This is a genomic window from Bifidobacterium catenulatum subsp. kashiwanohense JCM 15439 = DSM 21854 (assembly GCF_001042615.1).
In the GTDB taxonomy this organism is placed as follows: domain Bacteria; phylum Actinomycetota; class Actinomycetes; order Actinomycetales; family Bifidobacteriaceae; genus Bifidobacterium; species Bifidobacterium catenulatum.
Genome location: NZ_AP012327.1, coordinates 186,140 through 203,417, shown reverse-complemented (window position 1 = coordinate 203,417; position 17,278 = coordinate 186,140). Strand labels below are relative to the sequence as shown.

Below are 17,278 nucleotides of genomic sequence, written 5' to 3'. Positions count from 1 at the left end.
AATTCCTTCCGCAGTAGTGCCACTAGGCTACCGATTAATTACGACACGTTTTTTCGCAAAGACCGGCTGCACAGCCTGCCCGTAACAGTGCAGCGCGTGTCCCCGGAGACAAGCCTCGCAGCAACGTTTAAGCTGGGATTAACAACAGCGACACTATAGAATTGACATCATGTCAATTTCCGTTTTAGACTGAGGACAGTCAAGAAATTGACAGAGTGTCAACGTGTCGCACAGGTGAGAGACGCCACTCGAGCGAAGGAGAGAGCCATGGACGGACAGCACAACGCTTCCGCGATGACAGTCGGAGACGCACGCCGTGCGCAAATCGTGCGCGCAGCACGCGAAATCTGCCTGGAAAAGGGCTTTTCGAAAATAACGATCAGCGATATCGCAGGCCGCGTAGGCATGACCAGATCTCTCTTCTACCACTATTTCCAAGACAAAGACCAAGTCGCGGACGCCGTACTCGACGACGTTATCGACGAAGTCATCACACACCTGGAAGAGTGGAACGCGAATCGCGAAGTCGGCAATATTTCGAAAGCACTCGACGACGTGGTGCGGCTGACCCGCTCCCTCATCACCGATGAAGGACCGTTCAGCCAGCGCATGATCGAAGACGGCAATGCGGGACTGTACGTCAAATTCATCGACCGCGTGGCCGATCGCATTGCGGAATACATCTGCAATTCGACAGTGCGCGATTTCGAAAAATTGCATGGCATGCCCATCACCAACGAGCACGAGACGTTCTACACGCTCATCGTTGGACTGATTTCGCTGATCAGACTGCACCCAGACATTGAAGACACCGTCATCAGACAGGTCGCAGCGCAGACGCTGCACCTGAACGAATACATGTAAACGCGGGCTGCATCGGCTTCATGGCGCTCAAATACAAGTGGGGCACGATCGGCAAGTCCGAATGGTCCAAACGCTTCCCGTTCGCGCTCGTGGCCAATGTGCACGCACTACCGCGAGCGCTTCGCGTAGTAGATGTCGGTTTTGCCGGTGACCGGATCACGGTGATCACGCTTGATGGCTTCCAGCACTTTCTCTTCAGTGTTGGCGGCTTGGCTTTCCGCCACGGCCGGCGGCACCAGCACACGCAACGCACGGTCTTGAACTACGACCTTGACAGGCAGGCGACCAACATATTCGCCGTCCGCCATCAAGACCGGCGGCTCATCGCCCTCCTGCGCGCGGGTGATTTCGATATCGCGCACACGCTTCCAGCCAAACACCCTGCATCCGAGGATCTTGCCGCTGTAGGCGCGCGCCACCGCATCCGCGCATTCGGCGACATTGGGCACATGGTCGAGCCACACCAAGTCAAGCAAACCATCAGAGAACCGCGAATACGGCGAGATCTCAATACCTCCGCCGATATGCCGCGAATTGGCCACCGTGAGCAGCGGCGAGATAATGTCTTCCTCTTCCACCGTGCCATCGGCCAACGTGGCTTTGATGTGGTACCCATACTGCTTCATATGGGTCAATTCCACAAGCACGGCCGCGAAATAACGCAACGAACCGTTCGGCAAACGCGAGTGATTCGCACGGTCGTTGACGCTCGCATCCAAACCGCACGAGAGCATGCCCGCATAGAAGCGATTGACCGCCGGACGCAATGGCACATCCGAATCGCTGACCAGCTCATCACCGGTGCTGGAATTAACGGCATATCCACCCTGCAACGACGTGGCCAAGCCCATATCGACGTCAATATGTGTGCCGCGCACAATCGCGCCGACAATGCCATCGACAGCGGTTTGGACACGATTGACCGGCAATTCAAGTCCGCGCGCGAAATCGTTGCCGGAACCCGTCGCCACTATGCCGAGTGGTTTGCCGGAGCAGCCCACGGCATTGGCGCCGAGCGCGATCATGCCATCACCGCCGACCACCACCAAGTAGTCATATTCGTCTCTACGGTTCCTGGCGTTCAGCAAAGAGCCTTCAAAACTCTCACCGGTCACATCGATGACGTTGAAGCCATGCTTGCGTCCGGCTTCCCGCAGCAGACCGATCACCTGATTGCCGACTTCGGTGCCCTTGCCTTTGTTCGACGTCGGATTGCCGACAACGGCAACGGTCGCATTCACATAGGACGTTTCGCTCATACTTCAGTACGATAATCGCGATTCCCGTCACACGCCACATGCGAACGGATTTCCAGACAGATGACCACGTTTTGCGTGACGTTTTTCCGTCATAAGACGCTTTTCCAGGCGATGCTTATTCGCAGACAATCGGTCCCGCTCTCGACCGCTTGCTGACGTGGGATACGAATGGCACTTGTGTGCCGACCTGCGCTTCGACCAGCACATCCTCACCTTCTATCGTGCAAGATCCGATCGCCGCATCATTACCGGAAATGGTACGTTCCGCCACGTAACAGGGGTCGGCAGAGCCTCCATATAGCGCGTTGGCCGCCGCCACCGACGCTAGATCGGCCGCATTCTGCGCGCGATGCAGGCAAAGCAACAGATTGCCTGCCGACGCAACCGCACTCAACATGATGGCCGCCACCGCGATCAGCACCACACCGGATATGGTTCCCGAACCTTCATCGGATTCGCGAATCCAAGCAAACCAATGTTTCACAAAGTGTTTCACATCACCCGTTCCTTTCTGATTCGAGTCCATCGGACGCTCTCCGACAGTGTTTTCACGGCATGTTTCACATGTCGTGCTTGCCAGTTCCCGAAACCGAAGACCCACGTATACATCCCCGCATCACGCAAATGTAAGGCACAGGCGCTAGAAGTAGCGGGTCGCTTTGCCTGTGACTCGTGTGGGAAGCATGCCGGTTGGGTCAGGTATCACAGGGCATTGCACCGTAACAGTGACGGAATCCGTGCCACGGTCGAACCGTACCGTCGCCGAATCGCCGGCAGCAGCCACAGCGGCAGCCCTTGCTTTCGATTCTCCGCCGGTGTCATCAACCGCGAAGGCCCGAGCACCGGCCGCGGCCGCATCCTGACAGTTCATCGACACCACGGACGCACGCCCCAAGCACAACACCAAAATCGCCACCGCCGCCACGCAGGGGAGCACCACCGCGAATTCCGCGGTGGCCGCTCCCTCATCGGCATCATCAGCATGGCATTTCCACCATTGCCTCACCATGGATTACCCGACGCTGAGTGCTTTCTTGATGATGTTGGTCAGCAGCGTTTTGATGGCATCGGATTTCATGATGCCCACCAAGACGGCGGCGAATCCGGTGGCGGCAACCAGCACCACCGCATATTCGGCGGTGGCGGCACCTTCTTCCGGTTCGGCGGTCAGCGTGCGCATACGCGCATCCAACAGGCATATCGCCTGGTCGGCCCGTTCCCGCATGGCATGCAGCCGTTGCCCCGCCCTGCCTATCAGGCCTGGCAAGCCATCGACATTGATTGGCGTTACGTTGTTCATGGCGTTCCTTTCGTTCGAACAACCCCGGCCGGACGGCCGAGTGCACCCAGTGTTGCGCACTATCACGCTTGCAGGAGCATTTTTCCGGGGTTGTGGTCGGAGGATGTAAGTTATCCACACCATCGGCGTGTCATCCACAGTTATCCACAGAACTCCGTGAATTATCGTCTCCCGACATTCCCCACCTTTCCGCTGTCGTTGCACACCGTCATTGCACAAACGACATGACGGACGGAATGATCCCAACCGCAACAAATGCGGGAAGAAAACACAATCCGGTCGGCAGCAACAAACGAACCGACAATTTCGCCGCAGCCTGTTCGATCTGCGCGCGTTCATCCCAATCCAATTGTTCGACGGCTGTTTCCAAACGTTCCACCGGAGAGGCGCCACTATGCCATGAGGAGGCGAACGCATCGCGCACCACCGCAAGATCGCCATCATCCGGCCACGCATCATCCCAGGAAACACCTTCGTTCAATTGCTCTCCGGCCGACCGCAGTCCCGCGCCGAATTCTCCTGCCGCAATATCTCCCACGGCAATCAGCGCACGGGGAATGGAAGACCCCTGTCGGATGGCGACGCTGAGCATCTCCAATATCAACGGCAGAGGAAGTTCCCGCATTCGCTCGGCGGACGCAAGGTCGGAGGGCGCGCGAACCGGCCTCCACTGCTTCAGCCATATCGCCTCGGCCGCGCACACCACCGCTGTCAGCATCCATAAGCCAGTCATCATATGGCTCCTTTCATATCATCCTGCCGCATCAACGCACGTATCCAGATAAGTCCGAACGTGTAGCAGCAGAGGGCGAATCCGAGACATGCCAAGCCTTTGATCCCTGAAACAAGGAAAGCCAATGAGTGTGCGCCCATGCCTTCTCCCAAGAGCACAGTGAGCAGCGGCAATGCCATCAGGAGTTTCACTGTCGCTTTGGGCATGGCGAATGCGTTGGCCCGCAAATCATCCAATAAGCGTTGTCGTTTCAACGATTCAGCCACCGCCTGCAGGCAGCGGCCGGTTTCGCATCCAAGCGTCAGGCTCAGCCGGCAGGCCGCATACAGCTCGCCGCTCAGCCGTTCGACCTGGCTGACTTGGCCGCCTTGCCCGGATTGCTCTTTGGGTGGACATCGCCTGCGGATCACCATGGTTATGCGCAGCCTGGTGAGTTCAGGCGTGGCGAACGGTGTTCCTCCCAGTTCTTCGAACGCCTGCACCAACGTGGCTCCGCTGCGCACGGATGCCCGCAGGGACGCCACACATGCCACACATCCGATGGCGGGCAATGCGTTCGACGACGCATTCAAGTCGTCGATTCCTTCGGGTTCCAATCCCTGCTTCCCACCATGTTCCTCGCTCCATCGACCGCCCGCACGCCCCGAACCATCCCCCGTTCGCTCACTTACATCGTACGTGTTTCGGCGTGGCCACAACCATACGGCCAGTCCGAACAATATCGCGGCGATAACGCCAAGACTTCCCATACATCCACCTCGATTCAACGACTCCATGCACGTACGAAATCGGGCCACTGCCGTGAGGCCAGCATTCGGCTGCCGTTCCATCCGGACAGCAGGTTTCCGCGCAATTTGCCTTCCGCAAATTCGAGCCGCCCTATTTGCGTGATGCGCCGACGGCCTCCCACCCGACTCACGTGCAGCACCACGTCGAATGCGTCTTGTGCAAGCGCCGCGGTGGCCTGCGGGCTCAACCCAGCAAGCAGCCCCAATGCCACCAGTCGCGAAGGAACCGCTGCTACTTGATTGGCATGCAAAGTGGTCATACCTCCGCGATGCCCGGAATTCAGCGCGCGCAACAGGTCCACGATTTCGCCGCCTCGGCATTCGCCCACCACAATGCGATCCGGCCGCATTCGCAACGTCGCACATATCAATTGCGATAGTCCTATGGCACCTTTGCCTTCCATGTTGGCGTCTCGCGTCACCAGCGACACGCGATTGTCATGGTCGAGCATACCGAGTTCGCGTACCTCTTCCACAGTGATGATGCGCTCCCCTGGCGCGCATCGCATAAGCATTGCCTTGAGCAGCGTGGTTTTGCCGACTCCGGTGCCACCGGTCACGAGCACGCTGGCCTTGCGTTCCACAAATCCTTCCAGCAAAGGCATCCATTCGCTTGGAAACATGCCATTTTTCGCCAAGGATTCCAGATTGGGCGCAACCGCATCCGGCAATCGTATGCTGATGGCCGCGCCTTGGGGAACGAGCGGTGCGATAACCGCGTGCACGCGCACGCCTTCCACGGTGGAGGCGTCGGCTATCGGGCATGCGTCGTCGAGTCTTCTGCCGAGCTGCGAGCACAATCGCACGGCAAAATCGCGTATGGCTTGCGGGTTGGCGAATGGCACACGCAATGCATACGGCCGCATTCCTTGGCCGCGATCCACCCACACGGTGCCGTCGCAGGTCACCGCAATGTCGGTAACACCCAATTCGGATGCGATGTCGCTAAGCGGGCCGAGTTTCATAGTTGACGCTCTTTTCTCCCAATGCCCCCTGAATGAGATCAGCCAACGTTGCGATTGCTTTTGCATTCGCACGATTGGGTTTGCGCAGGCCGAGCCCTTCCAACAATTCGCTACAAAGTTTGGCGTCCGTTGTGATGACCGCGACGATATCGCAGTTGAGATATTCCGCCGCTTCCTCGGTCGCCGTCACACCATGGTCGCGTATGGTTCCGCGCGGTTGCATGCCTACAAAAAACTCCCGTTCCTGCGTTGCGACATCGTGTTCCCCGATTGAATCGCTTGGATTGCGTTGCGATTGCATGTTCGCTTTGGCACGGGCAAGGCCAAGTACCGTCATTTCGACCACGTTGATGCGGATGGCCTGTCGTAGTTCCGTCAGATCTCGCAGTCCGCTCCATTGCCCCACGTCGACGATGACTGCGCTTCGTACCTGCGATAACGCGCGAATGCACGCCTGCACTTCCCAAGATTGCGGATTTTCGGTTTTCCAAGGATCGCAGGACAGCAGTGGCACGCCATCCCAGACTGGCAGCTCCCGCAGCAACGCCTTGCCGTCGATGATGCCAAGCGGTGCGCTGATTTCCCCAAGTCGCGAGCCGTCTTCGTTCTCCATGCCGAGAAGCACGTCAAGGCCTCCACCTTGCAGATCGGCATCGACAAGCACGCATTTGAGCCCACGCTCGTTCAGCTCACGAGCCAAGATGGCCGCCAGGGTGCTCGCTCCCACTCCCGCCACCACGGAGTCAACGATCACCACATTGCTCACATCGCAGCGTTGTTCTCGCACCGCATGGCCACGCTCGGCAACCATGCCGTACGTTCCAGGCACCGCACCGACCGGTGTCGCTCCCTGGAGTAATCCAGGCGGCGTATAGAACCGTTGCGGAGAGACGGTTCTGCGCTGCTCCGGAGGCGCCATTCTCGATGTGGCCGAGCTCGCAACCGGCATCAGTCCACCCGACGGCAGCGGCACCGGAGGCATATTAGGAAAAGACGTTGCACTACTCATACCGTCGATTGAAAAGTCTCGATGCATACCATCGCAAGCCGAACCGGCCCTGTGGTCGGAGGACGTCAGTTATCCACAACCACGGCATGTCATCCACAGCCATTCACAAAGCATCAAATATCCACGTCTGTCGATTTCCCCGGGAAACAGGACGGGCGCATGCCAGCACGCCTCAAAAATAAAAAAGGAAGACCCGCCGAAGCGAGCCTTCCTTGCAAGAACCTTGAGAGCAGAATCTCTGCACAACAACATCGTCGTAACGGTAAGTCTATCCAATGCCCGTCCAACGTAACGACCTATCTTGGCCATACACTCTTTGTGGGCTCTGCTCTTAAGTTGTTCTCGTACTTTGTAATTATGCTCAGCAATCCGGCAATCGCAAACCGAAACCGGCTGATGTTCCCTATTTATCGCAACTGTTGCTTTGCGATCGCAAGAATCACGAAAATGTTTCATCATGTGCGAAACGCGCGGTGTGTTTGTTCGATTGCGTGCGTTTGCAGCGAAAATGCGGCGTGTCGACGCTTTATTTTGCATAATGAACGAACGAATGTTAACTCCTGCTAAATTTTGACACTTCTGTCGGCATTTCCAGCTACTTAAGGATAAAGTAGGAAAGTATGGCACAGATTTTTGACGCACCCTCGAAGGCGATCTTGCGCAGCCAGATAGCTGAGCATATCGCCGAGACCGATAAAAACGACAAGCGTGAGCTTCAGGCCGGCGAAGAGCCGTTGCCGAACGACCGCTTCTTCGACCGCGAGTTGAGCTGGCTGAAGTTCAACAAGCGCGTCCTCGAACTCGCTCAGGACGAAGACCTGCCGATCATCGAACGCGCAAGCTTCGCCGCGATCTTCGCGAACAACCTCGACGAGTTCTTCATGGTTCGCGTCGCAGGCCTGAAGCGCCGTATCGACACCGGCATCGCCGTGACGGCAGCCTCCGGTTTGAGCCCAAGGCAGCAGCTGCGCGCCATCAGCGAGCAGGCGCACCGCCTGCAGGACGAGCACGCGCACTACATGATCGATCACATTCTTCCCGACCTAGCGAAGGAACAGATCGTGCTTCTGAGCTGGGATAAGCTCACCGCAGCCGAGCAGGAGCGCCTGTCTCGCTACTACCGTCAGCAGGTATTCCCTGTTCTGACACCGCTCGCCGTGGACCCGGCCCATCCGTTCCCGTACATTTCCGGCGGTTCCATCAACCTCGCCGTGCTCGTGGAGAATCCGGCTTCCGGAAAGTCCCACTTCGCACGCGTGAAGATTCCTGGAAACCTGAACCGTCTCGTGCCCGTCGACGACATGACCGACGACGATGCCACCGACGTGCGCTACGGCTTCATCACCATGGAGAATCTGATCATCGCGCATCTGGAATCCCTGTTCCCGGGCATGATCATCAAGGAAGCACGTTCCTTCCGCGTCACCCGTAACGAGGATATTGACGTGGAAGAGGATGATGCAGAGAACCTGCTCAACGCCATGGAGAAGGAGCTGCTGCGCCGTCGTTTCGGACCGCCGATCCGTCTTGAGATTTCCGACGAGACCAGCCCGTTCCTTTCCCAGCTGCTCGCCGACCAGCTGCGCGTCAGCGCCGATGAGGTATACCGCCTGCCGGCACCGCTCGATGCGACCGTGCTCTTCGAGCTTGGCGGCATCGACCGCCCGGACTTGAAGTACCGTTCGTTCGTACCGACCACCAATCGTCAGATTGCTGAGGTGGAGTCGTCCCGCGCGCAAGACATTTTTGCAGCGATTCGCGAACGCGATATCCTCCTGCATCACCCGTACGATTCGTTCTCTACCTCCGTTCAGGCGTTCCTAGCGCAGGCTGCGGCGGATCCGAAGGTGCTCGCCATCAAGCAGACGTTGTACCGTACGTCCAGCAACTCCCCGATCATCGACGCGCTCATTGACGCGGCGCATGCGGGCAAGCAGGTGCTGGCGCTGGTCGAAATCAAGGCACGCTTTGACGAAGACGCCAACATCGCATGGGCACGCAAGCTGGAACGCGCCGGCGTGCACGTGGTGTACGGCATCGTGGGCCTGAAGACCCACTGCAAGCTGAGCCTTGTGGTACGTCAGGAAGCCGACGGCCTGCGCCGCTACTGCCATGTGGGCACCGGTAACTACAACCCGAAGACCGCCCGTATCTACACCGATCTCGGCTTGCTGACCTGCGATCCGGTGGTCGGTCAGGATATGACCCGCCTGTTCAACCAGCTGTCCGGTTATGCTCCGAAGTCGAGCTTCCACCGTCTGCTGGTGGCGCCGCGTACCGTGCGTTCCGGCCTGATTCAGCGCATCCGCCGCGAAGAGGATGCCGCACGCGCAGGCAAGGAAGCATGGATCAAGATCAAGGTCAACTCCATCGTTGACGAGAAGACCATTGACGCGCTGTACCGCGCAAGCCAGGCCGGCGTGAAGATCGACATCGTGGAACGCGGCATCTGCGCGCTCAAGCCGGGTGTTCCGGGACTTTCCGAGAACATTCGCGTGCGTTCCATTCTGGGTCGTTTCCTCGAGCACAGCCGTATTTACGCATTCGCGAACTCCGATGGCCCGCAGATCGGTGAAGGCCCGGCCGCAGGTCCGGAAGTGTGGATCGGTTCCGCCGATCTGATGCACCGCAATCTCGACCGTCGAGTCGAAGCGCTGGTGCGCATCACCGCTCCGGAGCAGATCGACGAACTGATCAAGTACGTGGATCTGCAGATGGCCGATTCCACCACCTCGTGGCATATGGCAGCCGACGGCACCTACGTGCGCCATGCGAAAGATGAGGAGGGTCGCCCGCTGGTCGATTCCCAGGAATATCTCATCAAGAAGCATACGCGCCGACCGGCAAGGCACTAAGTTTCGAGAAAATGGCCGATTCTGCAATTGCGGGATCGGCCATTTTCGTTGCGCAATCATGAACAATAACCGCGCCTACCACTTACAATGAAAGATATGAGCGAGAACATGAGACGTGTCGTAGAAGCCGCCGGGGGTATTGTATGGCGGTGGAAAGCCGGTAGCGAAATCGCTGAAAATCCAGCAATTGCAGCACAGAAATCTCCAAAAGAACAACTCAACAGCATTGAAGTGTGCATCGTGCATCGACCAAAGTACGATGACTGGAGCTGGCCGAAAGGCAAACTCGAGCAGGGCGAATCGCATCGTCATGCCGCAGTGCGAGAAATCGGCGAGGAGACAGGCGTTTCCATCGCCCTCGGCCCGTATCTGTGCGAAGTCGAATATCCGCTGTCCGAAGAAGGCAAGAAAACCCGGCATTCGCACGATCGCACCGTCGACACCAAGCACACGTTGTATTGGATGGCGCAGCCAATTTCCGGAGATGATGCGGAACATCTGCTTGACGCATTCGGTCCCGTGCATCGCGCGGATGTAGGCGAAATCAACGATATCGTGTGGGTTTCCGTACGTGAAGCACGTAAAATCCTCACGCATTCCACCGATAAAGACACCCTCGCCATCTTCGTGGACCGCGTACAGGAGGGTGCCGTAACCGCGCAGAATCTGCTGATCGTGCGCCATGCCAAGGCTGAATCGCGCAAATCATGGAAAGGCACCGACGCGAACCGACCGATCACTCCGAAAGGCGCGGCCGCGGCATTCGCACTCAACCGCGAACTTGCCTGCTACAACCCAACCCGCCTCGCAACCTCACCATGGCTACGCTGCCAGGAAACACTGCAGGTGCTTAGCTGGCAGACCGAACGCCCGATGGAACACATCGACGCGCTCACGGAAGACGCCTTTGCCGAACACCCGACCATCGCATGGCTGGCGTTCCTCAAGCAGATCCAGCTCACGCTCAAAACCCGCGAAACCACGGCGATCTGCATGCACCGACCGGTAATCGGGGGTATGTTTGACCATCTGCGCGGACTGTGCGCTCGCAAGGCGCTCTCCAAGCAGCTCATCGCCAAAACGCCGTTCATGCCTACCGGCACCGCCGTAGCGCTGTTTATAATCGATACGCCGCAAGGTCCCAGCATTATCGACATTCAAAAGGTTTCACCCATTGTCTACTAACATGCATTACGGTTCCGGCTCGGTTATTCCAAGCCGTTCCGCCGGTTTCACCAACACTGGATCGCCGCGCCCGGCCCGCCCGGGGCAACTCGACCAGATGATGGCCGACAATATTGCGGGAGGTGCCGATCCGGCACAAATCAACGAGATGAGCCACGCCTCGGCGGCCGCGCTGCTGGACCGCGTGCATCACACGCAGGACGCCGAACTCGTGGAACGCGTGCTCACGCTGGTGGACCGCGAAGGCGTTGACGTAATCGCCGAATTATGGAGCAAATCCGAGCCGGATTCGCTGCCGGGCATTCTATGGCGACTGTATGTGCTGCGCACGTGGATGCGGAAGAATCGTGAGTCGATCGCACGATTGTGGCGCGTCGGAGAACCGGTTGCAACTACCGCTTCGGCAATTGCCGGAGTCGACCAAGCACCCACGGAAGATGACATTGCACACACCGCCGATTCGATTCTGGCGGGCGCATTCACCGGCGATTTCGCGATTGCGTTGGAACGTGCGGCGGCGTTCACCGACGTGGTTGCGTTGGGATTGCGCATTGAGGCACGAAATATGGCCTCACGCTTGGAGGCGGTGAATTCAGAGGCCGTACAAGCGGAAAGCTCGGACGCCACGAAAAAGCAAGCACGCACGAAAGCGGCCCGCTTGATGCACACGGCCGGCAATCTGTTTGTCACCGCCAAGGATTTTCGTCATGGGGCGAATCTGTGGAGGCGAGGAAAACTGGAGTAGCGCAATCTGGAGTAATGCAATCCACTTCTCTTATCCCCTAATAAAAGTGCCGCACACCAATCGCAATATCAATTCGCGACACGGCGTACCGTGCGGTCTGCAGCATCTGTAGAATAGGAATTCGCGCCGGGCCATGCATAGCCCCGGGCTCCATTTTTTGCCGCTGCGAGCGGCCTTTGCGCCGACAGGCGCTTTCGTGGTTCGGCGCTTTCCCCTCTTCTTAAATTTCGTTGCTTTTTTCATACGATTTTTCATCGTCTTTCTTGACTCCTTTCCCAGCTCCCGCGCTTTTCCTCGCAATTATGGACTACGCTTAGAAAATATGGATATTCATGTTTTGAACCACCCGCTGGTGGACCATAAGCTCACCGTTCTTCGCGATAAGAACACCCCGTCCTCCACGTTCCGCGAGCTCGTTTCCGAACTCGTGATGCTTGAGGCTTACGAAGCCACCCGCGACATCGCAGTCGTGGACAAGCCGATTGAAACCCCGGTCGCTCCGATGGTAGGCAAGCACATCGCTTCCCCGGCACCGATCATTGTGCCTGTGCTGCGCGCGGGTCTGGGCATGCTTGACGGCATGACCAAGATGATTCCGTCCGCCGAAGTCGGCTTCCTCGGCATGAAGCGCGACGAGGAGAACCCGACCCAGCAGATCACGTACGCGAACCGTCTGCCCGACGATTTGAGCGGCCGTCAGTGCTTCCTGATCGACCCGATGCTCGCCACCGGCGGCACGCTGGTCGCAGCAACGCATTACCTGGCCGAGCGTGGCGCGAAGGATGTTACCGCCGTGTGCATTCTGGGCGCTCCGGAAGGCCTGAAGTTCGTTGAAGAGAACCTCGACCCGTCCATCAAGTTCAAGCTGGTGCTGTGCGCCGTCGACAAGAAGCTCAACGACAAGTGCTACATCGTGCCAGGCTTGGGCGATGCCGGCGACCGTCTGTATGGCGTGATCGACTGACCGAAGCAGAGCTCAACCGAATCGGTCCAATCAGTCAATCGAGTAAATCGAATAAAAAAAAACGGCCTGCCACAACGCAAATCATGCGACGGCAGGCCGAAATCATATGTAAAACCTCTACTGCTCGTCGGGCACGAACGCCTCGAAAATATGATGGTCGAACCAGTCATCGCACTGGGCGAGCTCATCGCGGCTACGCACCGTCCACGACACGGGAACGGCACCCATGAAACGAGCCAACCGCACCTGCGGACTGTTGCCACCATGCCAGTCGTAGGCGACGAAATCAGGGCGGGAAATCCAGTCGAAAATCAACGCACCGGCCGCATATTCCTTGGCGAGCGCACCCGGATCAGACGGCTTCTCCTCCCCCTGCGGCCACCAGGAAAGCTGGCCACGGCACACTTCCGGACGGTTCTCCTTATACCAGTTGACGGCGGCCGGATTGAACGATTCGATCACATACGCGCCGGAATAGGCTTGCAGCAGTGCGTCGCCCTTTTCCATAAGCTCGACATCGCGCGGACCCCACTTGGAATTGTCATCGAACTTGTATTCAACGATCAGCGGCACACGGCCCGCCACTACCTTGAGCACGTCGGTGAACAGCGGCACATGCTGGAAGTATCCGTCCGGAGCACTGTCGGGAGTAGTGACCAGCGGCGGCTTCTCCAGCGAGCCCGACAACGGCGCTGCCACAGCGGCACCTGGGGCATCGGTTGGGAACAGCGGGATGCGAGTCAGCTCATCGTAGGTGAGATCGGCCACGCGGCGTGGATCTCCGGCGACGCGCATCAGATCGCCGTCATGCACCACCACGATTTCGCCGTCGGCGGTCATTTGCAGGTCAAGCTCGATGCCATAGCCGGCTTCGCAGGCCGCTGCGAATGCCGCAAGCGAGTTCTCCGGAGCGATCGCCCCGGCTACACTAGGGCTGCCATAGCCCGCCTTCATGGCCATGCGACGTGCCAGCGCCACATATTCGCCGCTTTCGTTGGCGTACTGCGCGGTCAGACCGGAACCTGCGTCATGCAGACCGCGATGCGCATACCACGCGTCGGGAATGGACGGCACATAGTTGCGGCGCTTGTCGGAGAAGGTACGCGGCGCGATCGCCCATACTGCGGCTCCTGCAGCGAGCGCACCGCCCACCAGCACTTTGTTAACGAATGATTTGGACATGGGCTTTCCTCCCTTACGCGGCCGTTCGCGCATTCTCTCGCGTTGGTTCGCACCGTTCGCGGCCATCGAATCTGTCTCTTCTGAGATTAGCCTATAAATCACAAAAAACTACCGTTTTTTGTTGGAACGCCCCTTGAAGTAAATGTCGAACACGATCCAGACGGACAAAATGAACGCGATCACATAGCCGAGGAAACCAACGATCGGAATACCGAAAATCACCGGTTTGATGCCCGCATAGTACACGATCGACGAGCCGATGAACAATCCGACGACAATCAGCGCCATCGTAAGCCTGTTCACCATGTTGGCAAGCAGATGGATCGGTTCCTGCGAGCCGACCAGCTCCATATTCACGCGCAATTGGCCGCGCGTAAGCATACGGGAGGCCACTTTCAGCTCATTGGCGGCAGCGAGCAGACTGTGCAGTGCCTGATGACCTTCGATAACCAGTGATTTCGCCTCATCCTTGGCGAAATCCTTCTTCGACGTACTTGCGGCGATATGGTCGGAGATGATCTGAATCATATTCACGTCTGGAATGAACTCGTCGAGCAAGCCTTCCAAAGTGACCAGCGCACGCCCGACCGTGGTGACAGTGCTCGGCACTTCAATGCCGTGTCGTTGCGCCATTTGCGTCAATGCGGTGAGCATGGCGGCGATATCCAGCTCGGCCAAATCCACTGTGCCGAATTCCTTGACGATCACGTCCAAGTCGGCCAATAACGCCGGATAATCCTCCGGATCGGCCTCGGCGCCGGCGAAACGCAGTAGACCGTCGGCAAGCGCGGGCGAATCCTGTTTGGCGACGGCAAAGATCATATCCTTCAGCACGGAACGGGTTTTGGCATTAAGCCGACCCGTCATACCAAGGTCAAGCAGCACGATCTGCCCGCCGCGCACCATGATGTTACCCGGGTGCGGATCCGCATGGAAGAAGCCTTCGTCAAGCACTTGCGTGGCGTAGTTGTCCACAAGTTTGGTGCCTATCTCCTTCAGATCGTAGCCCGCTTCGATAAGTTCGTTGGGGTGCGAAACGGAAATGCCCTCCACATAGTCCATGACCACCACATGCTCGGTACACAGTTCCGGGTAGGGCTTCGGGCAGTCCATGTATTTGTAGCGTTCGCAGAATCGTTTGAATTCCGCCAAATTGCGGGTCTCGATCAAAAAGTCGGTTTCCGATTCAAAGGTGTCCCACAATTCCTCGACCACGCCGGAGAGATCGACCACTTGCGCACTGTGCATGGTTTTGGCGGCTATTCGTGCGATGGTGCGCATGATGGACACATCCTGCGCCATGGTTTCGCGCACTCCCGGCCGCTGTACTTTTACGGCCACGTCCTCGCCGGTGGAAAGTTTCGCGCGATGCACCTGTGCAAGACTCGCTGAGCCAAGCGGCGTGGCGTTGATATGTTCGAAGATCTCGCCAACAGGACGACCATATTCGTCCTCAAGCACCTGCAGTACCGTACCGTACGGCATAGGATCGGCATCGGCACGAAGTTTGGACAGCTCGTCGCAGAATGATTGGGGCAGGATTTCGGAGCGCATGGATAGGATCTGTCCGACTTTCACGAAGGTCGGGCCGAGCGCTTCGAGCATGAGACGCATTTTGATGGGCGTCAGTCCGTGCACAATGTCGAACTGGTTGACGATTTGTGCGATTTGCGTAAGTCGTTTCAGTTTGCCACGTCGCGTTAGGTGGTAACGCTGCGAGAAGGAGTCTTTGCGAGAGCCAAACAGTCCGATAGTTTCGGGTTGCGTAAAAGCTGCGCTGTTCTGTTTGCGCGATTGCGGCATTCCCGTTTTTTCCGCGAATTTGGCTGCCGTTGCCGCCGCCGCGTCAGGCGAGGGGTCCGCCGTCGGATTGATCACCGCGTTGACTCGGTCAGAGAGCGTGACCGGTTCCACGCTTTCGGGGCGGGCCGCATCCGGCTCGATTGGGGAATTCAAAGACATATCGCTGCTCGCAAACGTTGGTCGGATTACGATGAGTGGGATTCATGGGGGCTTACGTATCGCGTATTTCATGCGATTCGCACGTTTCATGCGATTCGCACGCGGTTTTTCGCACGTTTCGCATGCCGTGCAAGGTCCGCATAGCAAATCGCCGTCTGAACGTGATGCGACGCGCAGACGGCGATGGGAACGATTGAACGTTACTCAGCTTTGGCTTCAGGCTCCGCTTCCTTGGTTTCCTCTGCAGCCTTGGCTTCGGAAGCTTCCTTGACCTCCGCGACCTTGTGCTTGAGTTCGGCGTTGAGGGCCTTGCCCTGTTCGACGGTCAGCTCGCCCTTCTTGACGAGATCGTCAACGATTTCCTGGCTCTTCTCAACTGTGGTCGCCAAAGCGCCAACGCCGGCGAGGAAGACCTTACGCAGGCCGTCACCAAAATCAAAATCAGCCATGATTACCTCCTTAGGTGATGGTAGTACCCACTCTATCGCATTATCTTCACAGATAAAGTCAACGAAACTGGTCAATTGTCGCAATTCTGCGGAAGGCTCGCTGCCGTATGCTCACAGCGTACGGAAAACGAAAACGAAGCCGCGAAAACGCAGGACAGCGTAATCGTGCGAAACTCGCGCAAAAACGAACAACCGATCAGCGCGGGCGCGCCATGGCCACGCGACGCGCGTTGCCTGCAATCGTATTGATGCTGTCAAGTTCCGCACGCTGCGCTTGCGTTTGCCCTGCAGCAACCGGATCGAACGAACCATATCGGCGTTCCACGGCGGTACGGATCAGAAAATCGGCGATCGCGGGATTCTTCGGCAGCAGCGAACCGTGCATGTATGTGCCAATCACATTGTTGACGCGCGCGCCTTCCGTATGATCCTCGCCATTGTTGCCGGTGCCGTCCGCGTCGACAGTGCCGAGCGGCTGCACGCCTTCGCGCAGGAAGGTCTGGCCGGAATGGTTTTCGTAACCGACGATGTCGCCGAAATCGGCGGAATGCTCGGTCAGATTGCCGATCATGCGCACTTCCTGACCGACCGTGTACGCGCCGATCACGCCGATGCCGTCGAGTCGGGAACCATCCACCGTTTCGAAATATTCGCCGAACAGCTGGTACAGGCCGCAGATCATGAGCATGGGGGTGCCGTCGGCAGCCAGCGAGCGCAGCAGGTCGGCGCGTTTGAAGAAGTCGTCGATGATTTTCTTCTGGCCGGTGTCTTGGCCGCCGCCGCCCAGAATCATATCGACATGTTCGGGCCACGCGTCGCCCTGATTGTAGGCGTGCACGTGCGGTTCGTAGCCGTACAGCGCGAGTCGGCGCTGGATGGTGAGTACGTTACCGGAGTCGCCGTAGATGTTCATGTCTTTCGGATATAGCGACACGATGTCGATTGTCTGGCTCATATCGTCTCCCTCATGCGTTTCATACGTTTTCATGCGTTTTTCGCACGTTTTGCCGGATTGCGC

17 protein-coding genes and 1 pseudogene are annotated in these 17,278 nt (G+C 57.9%); 6 read left to right on the top strand and 12 right to left on the bottom strand.

Annotated elements, in window-relative coordinates:
- The first annotated feature begins 267 nt into the window (after positions 1–267).
- Positions 268–864 (top strand): TetR/AcrR family transcriptional regulator, encoded by a 597-nt coding sequence (locus BBKW_RS00765; RefSeq protein ID WP_033500675.1) that lies wholly within the window; start codon positions 268–270, stop codon positions 862–864.
- 5 nt (positions 865–869) lie between these two features.
- Positions 870–959, top strand: a pseudogene (locus BBKW_RS11190) (DUF5692 family protein); the annotation flags it as partial.
- 12 nt (positions 960–971) lie between these two features.
- Here the strand turns inward: BBKW_RS11190 and BBKW_RS00760 are convergent.
- From BBKW_RS00760 to BBKW_RS00725, 8 genes are all read right to left on the bottom strand, one after another.
- The gene (locus BBKW_RS00760) at positions 972–2,123 is read right to left on the bottom strand and encodes a diacylglycerol/lipid kinase family protein (protein ID WP_033500674.1); all 1,152 of its coding nucleotides are present in this window, start codon (positions 2,121–2,123) and stop codon (positions 972–974) included.
- 115 nt (positions 2,124–2,238) lie between these two features.
- On the bottom strand, positions 2,239–2,619 hold the full coding sequence (locus BBKW_RS00755; RefSeq protein WP_231858498.1) for an Rv3654c family TadE-like protein: 381 nt from the start codon (positions 2,617–2,619) through the stop codon (positions 2,239–2,241).
- Between the two features lie 144 nt (positions 2,620–2,763).
- Positions 2,764–3,132 carry a TadE family type IV pilus minor pilin gene (locus BBKW_RS00750; RefSeq protein ID WP_003836742.1) on the bottom strand — a complete coding sequence of 123 codons (369 nt, stop codon included), beginning with the start codon at positions 3,130–3,132 and terminating at the stop codon, positions 2,764–2,766.
- Positions 3,133–3,135: 3 nt separating this feature from the next.
- Positions 3,136–3,423: a DUF4244 domain-containing protein gene (locus BBKW_RS00745; protein ID WP_033500673.1), complete on the bottom strand. Its 288-nt coding sequence runs from the start codon at positions 3,421–3,423 to the stop codon at positions 3,136–3,138.
- Positions 3,424–3,631: 208 nt separating this feature from the next.
- Positions 3,632–4,156, bottom strand: a complete 525-nt coding sequence (locus BBKW_RS00740; protein WP_033500672.1) for a type II secretion system F family protein — start codon at positions 4,154–4,156, stop codon at positions 3,632–3,634.
- Positions 4,156–4,905: a hypothetical protein gene (locus tag BBKW_RS00735; RefSeq protein WP_414835668.1), complete on the bottom strand. Its 750-nt coding sequence runs from the start codon at positions 4,903–4,905 to the stop codon at positions 4,156–4,158. The genes BBKW_RS00740 and BBKW_RS00735 overlap by 1 nt, the downstream gene beginning before the upstream one ends.
- 14 nt (positions 4,906–4,919) lie before the next feature.
- The gene (locus BBKW_RS00730) at positions 4,920–5,909 is read right to left on the bottom strand and encodes a CpaF family protein (protein WP_033500670.1); all 990 of its coding nucleotides are present in this window, start codon (positions 5,907–5,909) and stop codon (positions 4,920–4,922) included.
- Entirely contained in the window at positions 5,890–6,720 is an 831-nt protein-coding gene (locus BBKW_RS00725) for a P-loop NTPase (protein WP_033500669.1), read from the bottom strand. The genes BBKW_RS00730 and BBKW_RS00725 overlap by 20 nt, the downstream gene beginning before the upstream one ends.
- Positions 6,721–7,538: 818 nt before the next feature.
- Between BBKW_RS00725 and BBKW_RS00720 the strand changes: the two genes are divergently transcribed.
- From BBKW_RS00720 to upp, 4 genes are all read left to right on the top strand, one after another.
- The gene (locus BBKW_RS00720; protein WP_033500668.1) at positions 7,539–9,773 is read left to right on the top strand and encodes an RNA degradosome polyphosphate kinase; all 2,235 of its coding nucleotides are present in this window, start codon (positions 7,539–7,541) and stop codon (positions 9,771–9,773) included.
- Positions 9,774–9,860: 87 nt separating this feature from the next.
- Positions 9,861–10,958 carry an NUDIX hydrolase gene (locus tag BBKW_RS00715; protein ID WP_065439053.1) on the top strand — a complete coding sequence of 366 codons (1,098 nt, stop codon included), beginning with the start codon at positions 9,861–9,863 and terminating at the stop codon, positions 10,956–10,958.
- Between the two features lies 1 nt (position 10,959).
- Positions 10,960–11,703, top strand: a complete 744-nt coding sequence (locus BBKW_RS00710) for a hypothetical protein (RefSeq protein ID WP_033500666.1) — start codon at positions 10,960–10,962, stop codon at positions 11,701–11,703.
- Between the two features lie 322 nt (positions 11,704–12,025).
- A complete protein-coding gene (gene upp / locus BBKW_RS00705; RefSeq protein WP_033500665.1) occupies positions 12,026–12,667 on the top strand; it encodes a uracil phosphoribosyltransferase in 642 nt (213 codons plus the stop codon).
- A 117-nt stretch (positions 12,668–12,784) separates the two neighbouring features.
- Here the strand turns inward: upp and BBKW_RS00700 are convergent, their stop codons facing one another.
- The 4 genes from BBKW_RS00700 to BBKW_RS00685 form a co-directional block, all read right to left on the bottom strand.
- Positions 12,785–13,849 (bottom strand): glycerophosphodiester phosphodiesterase family protein, encoded by a 1,065-nt coding sequence (locus BBKW_RS00700; RefSeq protein ID WP_033500664.1) that lies wholly within the window; start codon positions 13,847–13,849, stop codon positions 12,785–12,787.
- A 108-nt stretch (positions 13,850–13,957) separates the two neighbouring features.
- Positions 13,958–15,811, bottom strand: a complete 1,854-nt coding sequence (locus tag BBKW_RS00695) for an ABC1 kinase family protein (RefSeq protein ID WP_033500663.1) — start codon at positions 15,809–15,811, stop codon at positions 13,958–13,960.
- A gap of 200 nt (positions 15,812–16,011) precedes the next feature.
- Complete coding sequence (locus tag BBKW_RS00690) at positions 16,012–16,260, bottom strand: phasin family protein (protein WP_033500662.1); 249 nt, start codon at positions 16,258–16,260, stop codon at positions 16,012–16,014.
- A gap of 196 nt (positions 16,261–16,456) precedes the next feature.
- A complete protein-coding gene (locus BBKW_RS00685) occupies positions 16,457–17,215 on the bottom strand; it encodes a type 1 glutamine amidotransferase (protein ID WP_033500795.1) in 759 nt (252 codons plus the stop codon).
- Between the last annotated feature and the right edge of the window lie 63 nt (positions 17,216–17,278).

What these genes read in the sequence shown, in the direction of transcription:
- BBKW_RS00765 (WP_033500675.1), top strand. Translation starts at nt 268, where the DNA reads ATGGACGGACAGCACAACGCTTCCGCGATGACAGTCGGAGACGCACGC.
- BBKW_RS00760 (WP_033500674.1), bottom strand. Translation starts at nt 2,123, where the DNA reads ATGAGCGAAACGTCCTATGTGAATGCGACCGTTGCCGTTGTCGGCAAT.
- BBKW_RS00750 (WP_003836742.1), bottom strand. Translation starts at nt 3,132, where the DNA reads ATGGTGAGGCAATGGTGGAAATGCCATGCTGATGATGCCGATGAGGGA.
- BBKW_RS00745 (WP_033500673.1), bottom strand. Translation starts at nt 3,423, where the DNA reads ATGAACAACGTAACGCCAATCAATGTCGATGGCTTGCCAGGCCTGATA.
- BBKW_RS00740 (WP_033500672.1), bottom strand. Translation starts at nt 4,156, where the DNA reads ATGACTGGCTTATGGATGCTGACAGCGGTGGTGTGCGCGGCCGAGGCG.
- BBKW_RS00735 (WP_414835668.1), bottom strand. Translation starts at nt 4,905, where the DNA reads ATGGGAAGTCTTGGCGTTATCGCCGCGATATTGTTCGGACTGGCCGTA.
- BBKW_RS00730 (WP_033500670.1), bottom strand. Translation starts at nt 5,909, where the DNA reads ATGAAACTCGGCCCGCTTAGCGACATCGCATCCGAATTGGGTGTTACC.
- BBKW_RS00725 (WP_033500669.1), bottom strand. Translation starts at nt 6,720, where the DNA reads ATGGTTGCCGAGCGTGGCCATGCGGTGCGAGAACAACGCTGCGATGTG.
- BBKW_RS00720 (WP_033500668.1), top strand. Translation starts at nt 7,539, where the DNA reads ATGGCACAGATTTTTGACGCACCCTCGAAGGCGATCTTGCGCAGCCAG.
- BBKW_RS00715 (WP_065439053.1), top strand. Translation starts at nt 9,861, where the DNA reads ATGAAAGATATGAGCGAGAACATGAGACGTGTCGTAGAAGCCGCCGGG.
- BBKW_RS00710 (WP_033500666.1), top strand. Translation starts at nt 10,960, where the DNA reads ATGCATTACGGTTCCGGCTCGGTTATTCCAAGCCGTTCCGCCGGTTTC.
- upp (WP_033500665.1), top strand. Translation starts at nt 12,026, where the DNA reads ATGGATATTCATGTTTTGAACCACCCGCTGGTGGACCATAAGCTCACC.
- BBKW_RS00700 (WP_033500664.1), bottom strand. Translation starts at nt 13,849, where the DNA reads ATGTCCAAATCATTCGTTAACAAAGTGCTGGTGGGCGGTGCGCTCGCT.
- BBKW_RS00695 (WP_033500663.1), bottom strand. Translation starts at nt 15,811, where the DNA reads ATGTCTTTGAATTCCCCAATCGAGCCGGATGCGGCCCGCCCCGAAAGC.
- BBKW_RS00690 (WP_033500662.1), bottom strand. Translation starts at nt 16,260, where the DNA reads ATGGCTGATTTTGATTTTGGTGACGGCCTGCGTAAGGTCTTCCTCGCC.
- BBKW_RS00685 (WP_033500795.1), bottom strand. Translation starts at nt 17,215, where the DNA reads ATGAGCCAGACAATCGACATCGTGTCGCTATATCCGAAAGACATGAAC.